A 14,930-nucleotide genomic window follows, 5' to 3' on the forward strand; every position below is an offset into this window, starting at 1 on the left:
GCGGCACCCTCTGCCGCCGTGAGTAGTAAAGTGAGCGTGTTTACTCTGCCAGCATGGCACGTTCAAAAATCATGCAGCCCTTAAGGCTCTTGTCTGCATACGCCCATGCTTCCTGGCCTGTTTCGCCATACAACCGGGCGGCATGTGCTTTAGCCTGTAACCACGGCTGAACAACATGGAATGACAGCAGAGGTTTTTCGCGCATCCAGTCGATAACTCCCTCGTACCAGATGTTTTTACTCATGGCGCACAGGATGTTGCAGGCTTCCTCAGCCTCTTCATGCTGGACCAGCTGGAGCGCCTTTATCCCGCAAAGCTCGGCCAGATACGACTTTTGCTCCGCGATAACACAGGCCAGACGCGCTTTCGGGTCTGTCCCCCATCTTTTGGTAGATTCTTTGGTGGCGGTTTTGACGTTGACGTTCTGTGTGTTCATTCTGCTTTTCCTCTTGTCTGGTGATTAATCCATCTCTCGGTGAGTTCCCTGGCGGCAAAGGGCAAAGGAGCGACGGCGTGGCGGCAGGAGAAGGGCGGAGACAAAAGTTTTTGCGGTCCTTCGCAAAAACTTTTGGCGGAGTGCATTTCACCCTTCGGATGACGACACGACGGTGCTACGACCAGCCCTCCGCCCGGGGACTTAACGGGAGATGGCTCACCAGAAGCACAGGAAGAGAATGAACACACCCGACACGACGGAACGGCGTGGCGCCCCCGGAGTGCCGGCAGCTTTATCGCCGGCACGGTGAAAGCGGCGTGACCGGAACGGTCGCAGCAAGCGCTGCCCTTGACCTTGACCTCAGACATCAGACACTAGCCGTCAGGCCCGAAACCGCCAGCGGGTTCGGCGGAGCCCGGCGGGTGCGAAGCAGCTGCCCTGGCGGAGTGTGGCTCGACGACTGGACAGCGCAGCTGGCCAGGAGCCGAAGGGGTCCATCGCCCTGCCCCTCAGGTTTATGGTTTTACAACCAATATCCGTTGTTCTAGTGTGAGTAAACCGGACGTAAAACACTCTGCGAGGGATACAATGGGAAGATTTTCAGGCAAGAAAATAGTGATAACGGGTGCAAGCAGCGGTATTGGTCTGGCCGGGGCAAAGCGCATTACAGCAGAAGGTGGCGAGGTCATGATAACCGGCCGCAACCTGCATAAACTGGAACAACTACGGACACAACTCCCCCATCACACAGCTCTTCTTCAAAACGATGGAGCCGAGCCAGAGGCAGCACAGGCACTGGCAGACGCTGTCGAATCGTTCGGCATGCTGGATGGCCTGTGGCTTAACGCCGGACAACTCGCCTTCTCATCCGTTGAACACTGCAGCGCGACTCAGTTCGATACGATAATGGCAAACAATGTCCGGGCCGCGGTCCTGCAGGTCGCCAGTCTCTCCCGTTTTTTGAAAGAAGGGGCCTCCGTGGTACTGACCGCCTCCACGGCAGCCTATGAAGGAACCCCCATGGCAGCACTTTACGCTGCCAGTAAAGGCGCACAACTGGCGCTGGTTCGCAGCTGGGCAACGGCCTTTGCACCACGGGGGATCAGGGTGAACGCGCTTGTGCCAGGGGCCATCGATACGCCGATACTGGACATTATTCCCGCCCCCTTCCGTGCGCAGTATGATGCCCAGATAAACGCTGGCGTCCCCCTTAAACGTCCGGGTACTGCAGAAGAAGCCGCTGCCGTTGCACTGTTTTTACTGTCGGACGATGCCGGATATGTTACGGGTAGTCAGTATGTGGTCGACGGGGGGCTACTGCGTTTATAGGCGATCATGAGGGAGCAGAGGGGCAGCGCCGGAGGCGCGTCCCCCTTCCCCCGTTCCCCGAAGGGGAACAGCCCTTCCCGGAAGTTCAGGCGTGCGGTCGCGTCGGGGAGGAAAAAGGGGCTACCGGTAAACCGGTAACCCCTTCATAAAGGCGCTTCAGGCATGTCAGAGCAACTCAGCTCCTGAAAAGGCGGGGTTTCCCCCGCCTTCAGGTAGCTTACTTACCGGATTCGTAGGCCATAAAAGCCGCCACCTCCCTGTTCGTGTCCCTGTAACGGATTTCGCAGAGCGATTTCCGTGTCAGGTAAGTGAATATCAGCAGTGTGAGGCACACTATTAACACACACCAGAGCAGGGTACTTCGTGGCAGTTTCATAGCTGACTTCTCCTTGCCTTTCGGCAGGTAAGCGGCCATACTGTTGTTGATCAGACATACAGGGGCCTCGGGTTAATTGAAAAATTACTCGGGGCTTTCTGCTTTCTGCCACACAACACGGTAACAAACCACCTTCACGTCATGAGGCAAAAAGCCTCAAGCGCCACGTCGATTATACCGGGCAGGTGCTATTTCTTACCAGGTATATCCACGCTTTATGCTGCTTAGCGCCTGAAATATCTCACATATCCCCATGCCGCGATCAATACACCCGTAACCAGCGCAAGATTGGGTAAAATTATCTCCCCGGCACTTACAAATATGGCATCGGAGTCATGTTGCCCCCAGAATGCCAGCTTGTACCCGACACCCCAGATAAAGAAGATAAGCCCGGCACTCAGAACGCCGAACTCCATTACGCTGAGCAGGGTTTTATCGAACCAGCCAGGCGGATCACGCCATGTGATAACCAGCGCTATCAGACTGCATATGAACAGCCCTGCATAGTAGCCTGTCGAGCCTTCCCATTCTGGCGCAGCATTTCTGATGATTAAAAAATAGAGTACGAACAGTAATATAACGAGCAAAAAGTACCTCATTTTTCTGGTTTCCTTTTATGTAACTATCTGATCAGTCAGGCAGCATTGTATCTGATTCACCGGGCTGACTTGCCATTGAAATACGCCAGACGCGCAGCCAGCTCCCGTTCGATTAACTCATCGGCAAACAGAGGGGCAACACGATTAATCCGTGCCTGCATGTTACGCCTTCTCACCGCTGCTTTCCTTTCCTCGCTCCAGCGCCGTATTGGTTTGTCGCCGGGAAAATCCACACACACCGCATACCCGGCTCCGGCAACCCATAAAGACATTATCGATTCCGGCGCTGACTGCCCGGCTTCAACTTCAGCCATCGTCAGCACCTCTTTGCCGGGACACGGAGAGGGTAATTTCCAGCGCAGTGAATATCGCCATTTCATGATTATCTCCTGCAGGTCAGTTTGTTGGGTACCTGCCAGCGTTCACGTTCCAGAATATGCGCAGCCGATCCCCTGACAATAAAGCTGATTTCATGCATAACCTCGTACAACGGGGCATCACTGCAGCGCAGCCAGACAAGCTCGCTGAGTGAGGCGAATCGCGTCTGCCACTGCCAGAACGCCGGTTCCAGCTCACTCGCGTCAAACTCGTCGGCCCACCGGCGATACCAGCTGAGAACGGTCTCCGGTGACTGGAAATTCAGCTCCGTCACCGCCTGCCCCAGCAGATTCTGCCGCTGTTTCCAGCCCTTCTCTTCCAGTCTGCCTTCCCGGCGCATTTTGCGACTGAAGGCAATATCCTCTCGCTGCTTCCTCCGTTCTGTCCGGGTATGCCGGACTTCCGGAAACAACTCTGCCTGCACATCCATATCCAGTGGCAGAGGGCATTTCTCACCGTGGCTTTCGATGAGGATATCGAGCGCTTCCTCCACCTGTTTCAGGCTGGACAGCCGGTTTTTGGGATCGCGGTTAAGCCCCGGAATACACTGCGCCACCGTGCTGTTGATGCGACTGGAGCCTGTCAGCAGCCGCAGAAAGGTCCGGACATGTGGCATCGATGGCAGACGGGAACCGCGCTGGCGTGCTTCTTCCACGGACATAATGGCCTGCTGCGCAGCCTGACGCGCTGGCTTCAGGGTGACAAGGGCATGGGATGACGGGATCATTTCGCACTCTCCTGCGCCAGCGTGCTGATAATGCTGGCAAATGAGTATCCATCTGAATCGAGACACGCAATCAGCGCCAGCGTATGCGTAATCAGTTCCGGGTTAAAGCTGTCCATTGCGCGAACAACAGAGAACGGCTGACCGCCACGGGTGACAAAAATCACCATCCAGCGGGGGCTCAGTTCACCGGGGCTGCATACCGCCACATCAAAATGGCCGTGCAACGGAGAAAAACGGATCTGTACCGGGAAAAAGCCACCAAACTCACTCCGGTATTCCGCGTTCGCCGACCATCCGGATGGCGACGGCAGATCGCGCATTACGGCATGGCTCAGCACCCGGCGGAAGTCTTCCCCGGCAGCGCGATAGTCTTCCAGCTCATCGGCTGACATGGTTTTCAGGACATCAACGTTCAGGACAGTGTTCATTTACAGTCTCCTTTTAGCCGCCCCCGCAGGGGCGACTTCCGTTATCAGGCAGCGCGTGCCGGGTTGTTTTCAGGGGCAGATTCAGACACAACGTCGGATTCAGACTGGTCCGGAGCCAGACTCAGATCAGGTTTACCGGACAACTGCTTCTCGTTTTCGGCGCAGGTCATCCAGTCGGGGATCCAGCGGACCTGCGTCAGGAAGTGCTCAGCGTGTTCAGCCGCATCCTTTTTCTTCATCTTCGCGGCATCGAGTGCCGCCCCAGTCAGTCCGGCCTCTGAGATGGACTGCACAATGTGTGGCTGCGTCATATGTGAGAAGAGATTGTCTGCTGTCGGTTTCCACCAGTCGCGCAGGTCAAAGTGGATAGCCGTTTCCAGCAGGTCCAGCGGGCTTTGATGTTTCCGGCCGAATTCATCTTTTTTCTGGACGCCGTCAATGGAGCAGGCCGTGCAGAACGTCATCAGCGCCATCAGGGTTTTGCCATCAAGCGAAAAGAAAGCCGTCATATCCTTACGCCAGTTTTCGGGCAGCAGGGCTTCAAGGCGTTCTTTCTCCGCCTGGATGGCCTGAAATGCGATACTGTTTTCACCGTCCGGCGCTTCCCGGGTCAGCGCGTAATGCGACACGCTCACGGAAATGCAGAACGGCTCTTTGACGGACGTCGTGGTATGGAAAACCGAGTTACACATTTTCCAGACCATCAGCGCGACGGCTTTCTGCGGATGCTGCAACAGGGCTGCCTGAACCGCCAGTGTGCGTTCAGAAGAAAGGCGCGTCAGCAGCGGGACACTGACAGCGTCCAGCGGATCGACTTTTTCAGGTTTCTGATCGGTGGATGTCTCCTTCTCCTTTATTTTTTCATCGGCGCGCAGCACAACGCCGCGCTGCACCGTCGCTTCCTGACCGTTCCAGGAAACCACCACACCGGAGGTCTGCTTATCCTCCTCCGTCCATGCCCGGTGTTTTGCCCGGTGTGCGATGGTCTGCTGTTCTTCCCGGACCGCCTCCAGAGCTTCTGCCGCGACGTCATCACTCACGCCGGGATTCTCGCTTTCGTACTGCGCTTCCAGCGTTTCCAGCTCAGCAAGGCGTTCTGATTCTGTCTCAGAATATTCAATCGGCGGAACAGACTGCAGACGCCAGAGTTGAGCGTCCTTCCCGTAGTGAGAAACCGGCTCAAGACGGCCATCACACCATGCCCAGCCTTCCGCCTCACGCAGGTGCTCCGCGATATCCTGCAGTTTTTCCAGCAGGGCGGTATCGAGGGAGGCACTTTTTACAAACCCTCCCGTTTCGCTGCTGAACAGGTCAACGCGGATCTCTTCAGGACTGAAAGCCGCCTCTCCCACAAAGCGGAATTTGTTGCCCGTGGTGGAGACTTCTTCGGTGGTAATCAGGTCACGGATCGTGGTAACCGATGGTTCGTTATTCCATCCACGTTTACGCGCGGTAGCCAGCACTTCGACCTGCCGGGTCTGATCGTTTTCCAGCGCCAGCGCCTGACAGTGTTCGGTGGTGATTTCATCCTTCGCCAGCGCGTCCAGAATTTCGGGAGCCAGTTCGGTCAGCTTCAGCATGCGCTGAACATGACGGGTACCGAACCCCAGTAAATCGCCAATCTGCGCGGGGGTTTTCCCCTGCTCTGCCAGCGTGCGGAACCCGGCGATCTGTTCAGACGGATGCATGGCCATCTGCTGTTCGTTCTCTGCCATTGATGCGGCGACGGCCAGTTCATCGGGCACCTTTTTCACCATCACCAGATATCCGGTATCGATACGGTTTTCATCCTGCAGCAATTGCAGGGCTTTCAGGCGACGACCACCTGCAGCCACACCACACAGCCCGTCAGGGAGAGAATGAACGACCAGATTCTGCAACAGGCCAAGCGCATCAATGGAGTCTGCCATTGACCGTACTTTCTCCACCGGATAAGGGATGGTTCTGACGTTCAGGGGAGATTTCACCAGTGCCGTCACCGGGACATACTCTATCGGTGCGGCATCGAGAGCCGCTTTCAGCGCTTCGGCTTCAGCAGCTTTAAGGGAATTTTTGCTGGTTTTCGGAGCAGTTTTTACCTTAGACTCAGTTGCAGACATAATTGATACCTCTTAGTTATTGATGAATGTCTGCCGGACAGCCCACCTGTCCGGCTTTTTTCTTACTGTTTACTGCTGTTTTCGGGTGCCGTAGCCGGAGATATAACGGTTCAGCCAGTACCCGGCCCCGGCTTCAAAATTCCAAGCACGCCAGATCATTTCCCCCTCGCGACGCACAACCAGACGAAAATGCGTACCCTGATCGTCCTCGATAAACACGTTGGTATAGAACGCCACCACGCGATAAGCGTCCTGACGGGTGAATTCGCCGTCAGGTAGCACCGGGGTGGCGATGACGGGTGATACCGCGTTCGCGTTAAGCAGAGCGGCCAGTTCCAGTTCTTCCGCTGTTGGCGCCCGCTGACGTTCAGGCTGGTTCAAAAAATCTTTCAGAGACTTGCTCATAAACAGTTCCTTATCAGGGCCCTGCCACCGCAGGGCCGGACAAACGGGTTATCAGTACGGGGCATCGTCATCCATAGGCAAATTCGACGGCGGTGGTGTCGTCCGGCTTTTACGTGGTTTTTTCGCCGGAGAAGTGGGTGCCGGAGACTGAGCGGGAGTCGGGGCAGCAGGTTCAGAGGACTGCGGCACGGCAGGCTGTGACGCTGGCACGTTGTCACGGCGTCCACCCAGCATCTGCATGGTGCCGTTGTTATTCACCAGAATTTCGGTGACATAACGGGTGACATTCTGTTCATCCTGCCAGGTGCGGGTACGCAACTGCCCCTCGATATACACCTGTGCGCCTTTACGCAGATATTCCCCGGCGATTTCGGCGAGCTTGCCGAACAGCACCACGCGGTGCCATTCCGTATTTTCCTTTTGCTCCCCGGTGGATTTGTCGGTCCACGTCTCGGACGTTGCCAGGTTCATATTCGCTACTGCGCCCCCGGAAGGGAGATACCGCACCTCGGGATCCTGTCCAAGATGACCAACCAGAATGACTTTATTGACGCCGCGTGCTGCCATGATGAATCTCCTTAATCCGTTGTTTTGCCTTTAAAACCATCACCCGTTGAGTTGCCGGGGCCGCGGTTTTGACGTTTTGCGGGGACCTGCTGAACCTGCCCCTGGTTGTTACCTTCACCCGTTTGAGAGCCGTTCGCCGCAAGGGCGTAAACGAGCACGGCCCGGCGCAGATGTCCGGGGTGAGCGGGAAATTTTTTTCGGTCTAATGGAGCCTGCGGAATGGCCGGGAAAAATTTATTGCGAAAGGTTTACCGTCCCTGGACAGCCAGGCGGGTTGTGCTTGTCTCAGCCCCGGCGAATGGACTCAAACGGGTGAAACGGCACCAGAGGAAAGGAGCAGGAACCCGCCGCAACGACGGAACGCGCGGGCGCGAAACGGCGTTGCCCCTCAGAGTGCCGGCAGCTTTATCGCCGGCACGGTGAAAGCGGCGCGACCGGAACGGTCGCAGCAAGCGCTGCCCCTGACCTTGACCTCAGACATCAGACACTAGCCGTCAGGCACGAACCCGCCTGCGGGTTCGGCGGAGCCCGGCGGGTGCGAAGCAGCTGCCCTGGCGGAGTGTGGCTCGACGACTGGACAGCGCAGCTGGTCAGGAGCCGAAGGGGTCCAGATAAGGGGTTAGCTGTCTGTCAGTTGTTTTCTTCGTCAGCTTTCAGGTATTCAGGAGATCCGGCACGCGGCAGCTGCAGGCTGTTCTGCCGGTGAATCCGCAACCTCTCCCGGAAATAGTCGCGAAGAGACTCCGGCTGCTCACGCTCAACCATTTCGGGCACCACCGGCTTATTCATTCGTTCCTGCCAGGCGACGGCTGCGGCAGCTTTATCGACAGAAACTTTGTCCTGATCTTCTTTTGAGAATGCAGCAATATTCCACTGAGACACTGGCTTTATCCGGTTATTCAGAAAGGGAAAACCAATTTTACCCCCTGAACGCTTTCCCGGCGACCCGCAACGGTGAGGAAGATGCGCGGCGCCGCAGGCGCGGCGGAACGCCTCACCGGCAGGCGAAGCCTGCCAGGGTTTTCGCGCGGCCGGACCTGCCTGCGGTGCCGGCAGAGGTTCCCCCCTGCCCCTCCCGCCTCAGTTGTAAAAAACAAACCCGTCGATGTACACGTAGCCGCTGCTGAACAAATCGCGTGCGTAAGCCTCATAATCGAAATAGCACCGCAGGGATTCAGGCATCTCATTCAGCAGACCGTGTTCCTCCACAAAGCCATAAGCAAAACCTTCCTCACTGTCAGCCTCTCCGTAATACGCCGTATCGAAGGCGTCATAATCGCATTCACCGGTATATTCTGCCCAGGCTACAAACGCGCCGGTTCGCCCTTCTTCCTGTGCCTGCCTGAAGGCCGCAATATACTCCCAGTTCACGGAGGATTCAGACGCAAACTGAGACGGGATCCCCTCCCGGTCCTGAAACATAAACTCGGGGTCGTCCTCGCCGGAATGAAGCTCACGACACGCCTCCAGAAATTCGTCTTCGCCGTCAAAATCCGTCAGATCAAGCCATTTCCCGTAAATGCTGCCGCAGTTGTATTTGTGGTATGTCCCCACGTACACCGCCGGTGATGTAGCGTTCATTTTTAGCTCCTTAAACGGGGCGCCAGGCGCCCCGGCGTGGTATCAGTCCAGGGCAGCACAAATAGCGGCACATTCGTCATGGGAGCTGATGAAATTCCACAGGCAGGACTCCTGCACCATCAGGTGGCGCGTCAGGGCAACATCACCGCGCTCATAGTGCAGCCAGATACGGCGGTTGATCGCCAGCGCCGTAATAATGATCCCTGCCGCATCGGCACTGACAGAACGATCAAACCAGTTATCCGGATTAGTCAGATGGAAACGATCACCGTCCGGCATAATGTAACCGCCACCCTCCGGAATACGGATGAAATGCCAGAATCCTCCGCAGTAATCGGTGATGTGTTTCTCAGCGAGCGCATAGACCTGCATCTCTGCGGCGAGAAAATCTGTCCCAAATAATTCAGGCAGGAATGACAGGCGATCGGACTCTTCAACATCCAGCGCGGTTTGACAGACGTGATACATAGCAACCTCCACAGGTTCATAAGATTGCGGCACCGGGTTGTGCCGTGCCGACACGACAGCCCGGCGGAAAGCGGAAGATGCAGGGGCGACACCGGAGGCCGCAGCGCAGATAAAGCGCGAAGCTGGTCTGGACGGTTTTCGAGCGAAACCTGAGCGAGAAAACGACGGGAAGAACGGCGAGCATCATAAAAAAAACTGCGACCGGGCGAGGATGGCGGCGTCAGCGAACCCTTGCATCTGCAGCGGCCGGGCTAAAGTGAAGGCACGGCACTACCCGTCGCGATGCAGGAGGCTGAATACAAGGTTTCTCTCCCCCGTTTTTCGACCACAGGGAGAAAAGCGGAAGCAGATGTCGCAACGCGACAGACGCAGCTATAAGGCCACAGACCGGAGGGATGGGGCCGGGTGAAGCGGAGCCGGCGGCAACAGCAAGCCGGCGACATCCTTAGCCCCGGAAATACACACGGGTTCCGGACTGAACATGGTGTATCCTGATAAACCCATGTACTAGCTTAAGAGTTCACAGAATGACGTTCACCACTATTGAAGAGGTCAGAAACCGGATCGACCAGTTAGACAGAGAACTGGTTAACATCATCGCCCGGCGTGCCGAATGTGTTAAAGCTGCAGCGGCATTCAAGACGGATCATTCCGCTGTCCGGGCTCCCGATCGCGTGCAACAGGTCATCGACAGGGTTCGCAGGCAGGCAGCTGAGGCCGGGCTTTCAGAAGTGATTATCGAGAAAATCTACCGGACCATGATAAGCGCATTTATCGAGTATGAGCTTGAGCAACATGATCAGCTTCAGCATACCGCAGCGAAGACTGACTGAACCGGTCTGCCTGCGGCAGCCGGATAACGGAAATGCAAGCTGTCATTTTTACCCGTTCTGGTAGCTGTTAAGGGTGATCGGTTATGAGAAAATAGCTGACGCAAACGGTTGCGTTGGTTTGAGCCGTTTTCGACACATTCTGTATCGCTGTGATGGCGTTGTTGTTTATCATTTTATTCTTTACGTCTCCTCCACTGTGGAGACGTTTTTTTCCGCGCTTTACCCGATGTTTGAAACTCACCCCCCTCGGATAAATAGCCTGCACCTGTCCACAGCGCTGGTACCCTAACTCTGTGGATAACCTGGAGTCAGATCGCTGCAGACCGCGTATCCATGGGAACACCACGGCATGGTCATTTTTTACGCAATGAATTTTTATCTGTGGGCCAGCAGCCTGAGGTGATAAAGCAGAAATGCGCGGTGTTACACAGGAAGCCGGGGCGGCTTCCCGTGAGATGAGTCGTTACTGGATATCAGTTTTGTCACTGATCAGGGAAATGCCAGCGTACATCCCGGCTCCCCATACAACCTGTGAAAGCACAAATACCCACAACGGAGCCCCGACAAACAGTAACGGAAGAAGACAGGCGGTGACGATCAGAATCAGGCGGCGGCCATACTTACGGCGTTCTGCCTCTGATGCGTCAACGGGGGCCCCGGCAAATCGCAAAACCTTTCTGAAACCAGGGACCACTGGAACCTCCGCAGAACGAACAGGATGTGATTCGTAATACTAGTCACCGAATGCCCGTTGCATATTTTTCTTTATCCTGGTCGCTTCACCGGATACCGGTTCGACTGACGCGGCCGGTTTCTCCGGTACTGCAGCGTTATTCACGCCAGCCGATCCGGCCATCTGCTGAACCAGAACCTGCAGCTCGCAGACCGTGCCGGGCGGTACCGGCATACTGGCCAGCAGACGCGGCAGCTCCGGTGCGGTCGTATGCAGGGCCAGACCGGTGATAATCAGGTTTCTCAGCAGCTCTCCACGCAGGCGCGAAGACACCCCCGTCAGCACACGCTCAACCCGTTCACTGCTCCGGTCATCCAGAAGCGTCAGGGTGTAACGCCGGCGCTGGTATTCCGTATCCGGTGACATGGCCAGAGCCGCCACGCCACCATCAGGCTCATCAGGAAGTCCTGAGAGTGAAGACCAGATGCCGGAGACCAGGGCCATCACGGCGCAAAGCCGGATGGCGCTCAGATGCCCGTCAAAGAACACCGGGATCAGCGCCGGTAAACGGGCATCCGTCTGGTACATCACCGCCCCGGCGGTGGCGGCGGTCCGGATGAAGTCACCGCGCAGGGGCTGTGAGATGGTGCTGATGGTCGCCATCGCCGCGATGTCGGTGCGATCGTCGCTGTGCAGATAGAAAGAATACTGGCCGTCCGGCACGTTTAGTCCTCTTTATTGTAAAGGGCGATCTCTCTGGCCAGCGCCAGCTGCGGATCGCCGATAACCTCGATACGGTCAGGAGCCAGAGGCCAGGCCTGACGGATAGCCTCATCAATGAGGGATGCCCCTCCCCCGACCAGGAATACCCGGTTAACGTTCCTGAAGGCCGTCAGCTCGCTGGTGACACGCGCGCCCAGGGAAGTGATTGCCTCTGTAATTTTGTTCAGAACATCGTCGATTTTTCCGGCATCGTTGATCACACGCTGCAGATACTGACGATCATGGCGGTTGCGGATGACCGTGTCAGCAATAAGCGCGCTGGTTTCGCTGTCTGCAGCCCGCAGCGCGCCTGCAGCTGCGCGGGTGACCTGTGACACGCCAACAGACGGATTGCCGTGTACCGCACTGATATCATCAAACTGTCCGACAATCACGCCGGCATCGAGCGTGGTTCCGCCGAGATCGATAATCAGGGTGGTCTCAGCGGGTCCGGGCTTCAGCTCCGCGAGACGGGAGAACGCCGCCGGCAGTGATTCCGGCATCACCTTCACGTCCGTTACGGTAAATGCCCTGCCCTTATTCAGAACCAGCGTACGCATGAGGTTTTCCCGTTTGCGTCGGATGTTCTCCTCGTTCCGCTGGCAGTCCCCGTCATAATACTCGCTCAGGGGCAGCGTCACGGTCAGGCTCACCGGCTGCGGCTCAAGTCCGCTGTTCAGCAGGGCATGATGCACGGCCAGCAGGTTAAGATCACCGTACTGATACTCCACGTTTGTTGTCGGGATGGCATCCCGGCTGACGCTGTCCCAGGTGTATTTCTGCCCGTCCACCTGATAGTTGAACGTTGCAGCACTGAACTCCGCCACTTTCCAGCCATGCCGGAAGGAGTTAGCTGAAACCCGGGTCTGCAGCTCGTTTCCTTCAAACCATGCCAGCTTAACATTAGTTGAACCATCATCGCAGTAAATATTCACCATTATGCTCCGTCAATTACACTCAATTTGATACATATTATAAGAGCAAAATGGAAAAATAAAAGTCCTAATTCTCATCATGAGCAACACAAAATAATCAAAATGATATTTGTGAACATTTTGAGTAGCTTAGGTTACTCACTCTGTTCATGGCGCAGGCGATCTGGATTATCCTCACGCTGTTAAATACACTGTATGTATAACTAGTATATTTAGACGTCAGGAGGAAAGATGAAACTGCAGCTTTTCAGCACCGGGAAAGCACTCCCGCCACAGGCCCACCCGTTGTTTGCAGACCTGGCCAGCTGCGGTTTTCCCAGCCCTGCAGCTGACTATGTCGAGTCCGATCTGGATCTCCATGATTACTGCATACGGCATCCGAGCGCGACTTACTACCTTCGCGCAAGCGGAGACAGCATGGCAGACGGCAGCCTGTACAATGGCGATCTTCTGGTTGTGGACAGTGCCGAGAAGCCCCGGCATGGCGATATTGTTGTGGCCAGCGTGCAGGGGGAGTTTACGGTTAAACGGCTCCTGCTGACGCCACGACTGACGCTGCAGCCCATGAACGCCGCCTGGTCGCCGATTTATCCCGACCCGGACGATCTGGATATCTTTGGCGTCGTCACGCACATCATCCACCGCCCGAGGGAGATGTACTGATGTTTGCCCTGGCCGATGTGAACAGCTTTTATGCCAGCTGCGAACGCGTTTTCCGCCCGGATTTGAAAGGAAAGCCGATCGTCGTCCTGAGCAACAACGACGGAAATGTGATCGCACGCAGCGCCGAGGCGAAGCCCTGGATCAAAATGGGCACCCCGTGGTTCCAGATAAAGAACGAGCTTTACCCGGAACAAATATACTGTTTTTCAAGCAACTATGAGCTTTACGCTTCGATGTCGGCGCGCGTGATGAGCTGTCTGGAGGAGCTGGCTCCCAGGGTGGAACAGTATTCGATTGACGAGATGTTCCTCGACCTGACCGACGTGGAGCACTGCATGGCTCTGGAGGACTTCGGCCGGCAGTTGCGCCAGCACGTATATGACTGTACCCGTCTGACCATCGGCGTGGGTGCCGGGCCGACGAAAACCCTGGCAAAATCAGCACAATGGGCCTCAAAGGAGTGGAAACAGTTTAGAGGCGTGCTCGCCCTGACCCGGGGGAATCCTCAGCGAACGCGGAAACTGCTTTCACTGCAGCCGGTCGAAGAGATCTGGGGCGTGGGAAACCGTATTGCACGCAAGCTCAATGTTCTGGGCATTAAGACCGCGCTCGATCTGGCCCTGACGAACCCGGCCTTCATCCGCAAAAATTTCTCCGTCGTTCTCGAGCGAACAGTGCGCGAACTGAACGGGGAAAGCTGCATGTCGCTTGAGGAAGTACCGCCAACAAAGCAGCAGATAGTCTGCAGCCGCAGCTTTGGTGAGAAGGTCACTGAATACGATTCGCTGCGGCAGGCTGTCTGTCAGTACGCAGAGCGGGCCTCAGAAAAGCTGCGTAAAGAGCGCCAGTACTGCCGGCATATTTCCGTTTTTATCAAAACGTCTCCGTTCGCCGTTAAAGAGCCTTACTACGGCAACGTGGCCACGGAGAAACTGCTTACCCCCACTCAGGACACCCGGGACATCATTGCGGCCGCCACAACGGCTCTGGAGCGTATCTGGAAGGATGGGCACCGGTATGCCAAAGCCGGTGTGATGCTGAATGACTTCACCGGCTCCGGCGTTTCGCAGCTGCAGCTGTTCGACGAACGTCCTCCACGTCTTCACAGCACTGAGCTGATGAAGGTTCTCGATGGCATTAATCATTCCGGTCTGGGACAGGTCTGGTTTGCCGGGCGAGGGATTGCGCCATCATGGCAAATGAAACGCGATATGCTCTCCCCTGCGTACACCACCCGCTGGAAAGATATCCCCATAGCGAGGATCGGCTAAATTTTGCCTTTCAGAGAGAGCCAGTAGTGCTCGCCGCAGCCGAACGACAGGGCGAAGCCCGCGAGTGAGCGAGGAAGCACCAGGGAACTGTACGTACAAATTCTGCTTACGCTCGAAGTTAAATGGACAACTTATCCAGTTATCCACCGGGTAGATCCAAATATCTGATCCAGCAAAGATCCATATAATGATCCAAACAGATCCCGGTACGTTGAAAACCGCGCCATGCATAGGCTAACAGCCATTTCATGTGTTTATAAGTCGGATATTTGTGTTTGTAAATCGGTATTCTGTGTTTACAAAGCGGATTTATGTGTTTATAAAACGGATTGCGCGTGTTTATAAATGGGATTACGCATGCTGTGTCTGTGGATGATCCTTTAACTGTGGATAAGTCCTT

At 55.9% G+C, this 14,930-nt stretch carries 19 protein-coding genes and 1 pseudogene; 4 read left to right on the forward strand and 16 right to left on the reverse strand.

Annotated elements, in window-relative coordinates:
* Positions 1–40: 40 nt before the first annotated feature.
* The gene (locus V1566_RS23665; protein WP_395306067.1) at positions 41–436 is read right to left on the reverse strand and encodes an ammonia monooxygenase; all 396 of its coding nucleotides are present in this window, start codon (positions 434–436) and stop codon (positions 41–43) included.
* 588 nt (positions 437–1,024) lie between these two features.
* On the opposite strand from V1566_RS23665, the gene V1566_RS23670 reads away from it, so the two are divergent.
* Positions 1,025–1,765, forward strand: a complete 741-nt coding sequence (locus tag V1566_RS23670; protein WP_395306068.1) for an SDR family NAD(P)-dependent oxidoreductase — start codon at positions 1,025–1,027, stop codon at positions 1,763–1,765.
* Positions 1,766–1,982: 217 nt separating this feature from the next.
* Here the strand turns inward: V1566_RS23670 and V1566_RS23675 are convergent, their stop codons facing one another.
* The 12 genes and pseudogenes from V1566_RS23675 to V1566_RS23730 form a co-directional block, all read right to left on the reverse strand.
* Positions 1,983–2,108: a type I toxin-antitoxin system Hok family toxin gene (locus V1566_RS23675; protein WP_223540704.1), complete on the reverse strand. Its 126-nt coding sequence runs from the start codon at positions 2,106–2,108 to the stop codon at positions 1,983–1,985.
* A pseudogene (locus V1566_RS23680) lies at positions 2,050–2,199 on the reverse strand (DUF5431 family protein); the annotation flags it as partial. The pseudogene V1566_RS23680 and the gene V1566_RS23675, both read right to left, overlap by 59 nt.
* Positions 2,200–2,365: 166 nt before the next feature.
* Complete coding sequence (locus tag V1566_RS23685; protein ID WP_395306069.1) at positions 2,366–2,740, reverse strand: hypothetical protein; 375 nt, start codon at positions 2,738–2,740, stop codon at positions 2,366–2,368.
* A gap of 56 nt (positions 2,741–2,796) precedes the next feature.
* Positions 2,797–3,120, reverse strand: a complete 324-nt coding sequence (locus tag V1566_RS23690; RefSeq protein WP_395306070.1) for a theronine dehydrogenase — start codon at positions 3,118–3,120, stop codon at positions 2,797–2,799.
* A 2-nt stretch (positions 3,121–3,122) separates the two neighbouring features.
* Positions 3,123–3,845 (reverse strand): plasmid SOS inhibition protein A, encoded by a 723-nt coding sequence (locus V1566_RS23695; RefSeq protein WP_395306071.1) that lies wholly within the window; start codon positions 3,843–3,845, stop codon positions 3,123–3,125.
* Positions 3,842–4,273 carry a conjugation system SOS inhibitor PsiB gene (gene psiB / locus V1566_RS23700; RefSeq protein WP_058842249.1) on the reverse strand — a complete coding sequence of 144 codons (432 nt, stop codon included), beginning with the start codon at positions 4,271–4,273 and terminating at the stop codon, positions 3,842–3,844. The genes V1566_RS23695 and psiB overlap by 4 nt, the downstream gene beginning before the upstream one ends.
* Positions 4,274–4,317: 44 nt before the next feature.
* A complete protein-coding gene (locus V1566_RS23705; RefSeq protein ID WP_395306072.1) occupies positions 4,318–6,372 on the reverse strand; it encodes a ParB/RepB/Spo0J family partition protein in 2,055 nt (684 codons plus the stop codon).
* 69 nt (positions 6,373–6,441) lie between these two features.
* Positions 6,442–6,666, reverse strand: a complete 225-nt coding sequence (locus tag V1566_RS23710; protein ID WP_032645552.1) for a DUF905 family protein — start codon at positions 6,664–6,666, stop codon at positions 6,442–6,444.
* A gap of 162 nt (positions 6,667–6,828) precedes the next feature.
* A complete protein-coding gene (gene ssb, locus V1566_RS23715; protein WP_395306073.1) occupies positions 6,829–7,344 on the reverse strand; it encodes a single-stranded DNA-binding protein in 516 nt (171 codons plus the stop codon).
* A 630-nt stretch (positions 7,345–7,974) separates the two neighbouring features.
* Positions 7,975–8,226, reverse strand: a complete 252-nt coding sequence (locus V1566_RS23720; RefSeq protein ID WP_058842241.1) for a DNA polymerase III subunit theta — start codon at positions 8,224–8,226, stop codon at positions 7,975–7,977.
* 198 nt (positions 8,227–8,424) lie between these two features.
* Positions 8,425–8,925, reverse strand: coding sequence for an antirestriction protein ArdA (locus tag V1566_RS23725; RefSeq protein WP_395306074.1), 501 nt, complete (start codon positions 8,923–8,925; stop codon positions 8,425–8,427).
* Between the two features lie 42 nt (positions 8,926–8,967).
* A complete protein-coding gene (locus V1566_RS23730) occupies positions 8,968–9,393 on the reverse strand; it encodes an antirestriction protein (protein ID WP_395306075.1) in 426 nt (141 codons plus the stop codon).
* 527 nt (positions 9,394–9,920) lie between these two features.
* Here V1566_RS23730 and V1566_RS23735 point away from each other — a divergent pair.
* Entirely contained in the window at positions 9,921–10,226 is a 306-nt protein-coding gene (locus V1566_RS23735; RefSeq protein WP_395306076.1) for a chorismate mutase, read from the forward strand.
* Between the two features lie 463 nt (positions 10,227–10,689).
* Here the strand turns inward: V1566_RS23735 and V1566_RS23740 are convergent, their stop codons facing one another.
* Genes V1566_RS23740 through parM form a run of 3 tightly spaced genes read right to left on the reverse strand, consistent with a single transcriptional unit; the run spans position 10,690 to position 12,596 of the window.
* Positions 10,690–10,920: a hypothetical protein gene (locus tag V1566_RS23740; protein WP_395306077.1), complete on the reverse strand. Its 231-nt coding sequence runs from the start codon at positions 10,918–10,920 to the stop codon at positions 10,690–10,692.
* Between the two features lie 39 nt (positions 10,921–10,959).
* A complete protein-coding gene (locus tag V1566_RS23745; RefSeq protein ID WP_395306078.1) occupies positions 10,960–11,622 on the reverse strand; it encodes a plasmid partitioning/stability family protein in 663 nt (220 codons plus the stop codon).
* A gap of 2 nt (positions 11,623–11,624) precedes the next feature.
* Positions 11,625–12,596, reverse strand: coding sequence for a plasmid segregation protein ParM domain-containing protein (gene parM / locus V1566_RS23750; RefSeq protein WP_395306135.1), 972 nt, complete (start codon positions 12,594–12,596; stop codon positions 11,625–11,627).
* 231 nt (positions 12,597–12,827) lie between these two features.
* On the opposite strand from parM, the gene umuD reads away from it, so the two are divergent.
* Both umuD and V1566_RS23760 read left to right on the forward strand, forming a co-directional pair.
* Positions 12,828–13,259 (forward strand): translesion error-prone DNA polymerase V autoproteolytic subunit, encoded by a 432-nt coding sequence (gene umuD / locus V1566_RS23755; RefSeq protein WP_192545249.1) that lies wholly within the window; start codon positions 12,828–12,830, stop codon positions 13,257–13,259.
* Positions 13,259–14,530, forward strand: coding sequence for a Y-family DNA polymerase (locus tag V1566_RS23760; protein WP_395306079.1), 1,272 nt, complete (start codon positions 13,259–13,261; stop codon positions 14,528–14,530). Before umuD ends, V1566_RS23760 begins: the two co-directional genes overlap by 1 nt.
* Positions 14,531–14,930 lie beyond the last annotated feature (400 nt).

Origin of the sequence: Enterobacter sp. ECC-019, assembly GCF_043974075.1 — a bacterium.
Lineage (GTDB): Bacteria > Pseudomonadota > Gammaproteobacteria > Enterobacterales > Enterobacteriaceae > Enterobacter > Enterobacter asburiae_D.

Coding starts and splice junctions, on each gene's coding strand:
- V1566_RS23670 (WP_395306068.1), top strand. CDS start 1,025: ATGGGAAGATTTTCAGGCAAGAAAATAGTGATAACGGGTGCAAGCAGC.
- V1566_RS23730 (WP_395306075.1), bottom strand. CDS start 9,393: ATGTATCACGTCTGTCAAACCGCGCTGGATGTTGAAGAGTCCGATCGC.
- V1566_RS23760 (WP_395306079.1), top strand. CDS start 13,259: ATGTTTGCCCTGGCCGATGTGAACAGCTTTTATGCCAGCTGCGAACGC.
- V1566_RS23725 (WP_395306074.1), bottom strand. CDS start 8,925: ATGAACGCTACATCACCGGCGGTGTACGTGGGGACATACCACAAATAC.
- V1566_RS23665 (WP_395306067.1), bottom strand. CDS start 436: ATGAACACACAGAACGTCAACGTCAAAACCGCCACCAAAGAATCTACC.
- ssb (WP_395306073.1), bottom strand. CDS start 7,344: ATGGCAGCACGCGGCGTCAATAAAGTCATTCTGGTTGGTCATCTTGGA.
- psiB (WP_058842249.1), bottom strand. CDS start 4,273: ATGAACACTGTCCTGAACGTTGATGTCCTGAAAACCATGTCAGCCGAT.
- V1566_RS23735 (WP_395306076.1), top strand. CDS start 9,921: ATGACGTTCACCACTATTGAAGAGGTCAGAAACCGGATCGACCAGTTA.
- V1566_RS23690 (WP_395306070.1), bottom strand. CDS start 3,120: ATGAAATGGCGATATTCACTGCGCTGGAAATTACCCTCTCCGTGTCCC.
- V1566_RS23705 (WP_395306072.1), bottom strand. CDS start 6,372: ATGTCTGCAACTGAGTCTAAGGTAAAAACTGCTCCGAAAACCAGCAAA.
- umuD (WP_192545249.1), top strand. CDS start 12,828: ATGAAACTGCAGCTTTTCAGCACCGGGAAAGCACTCCCGCCACAGGCC.
- V1566_RS23685 (WP_395306069.1), bottom strand. CDS start 2,740: ATGAGGTACTTTTTGCTCGTTATATTACTGTTCGTACTCTATTTTTTA.
- V1566_RS23695 (WP_395306071.1), bottom strand. CDS start 3,845: ATGATCCCGTCATCCCATGCCCTTGTCACCCTGAAGCCAGCGCGTCAG.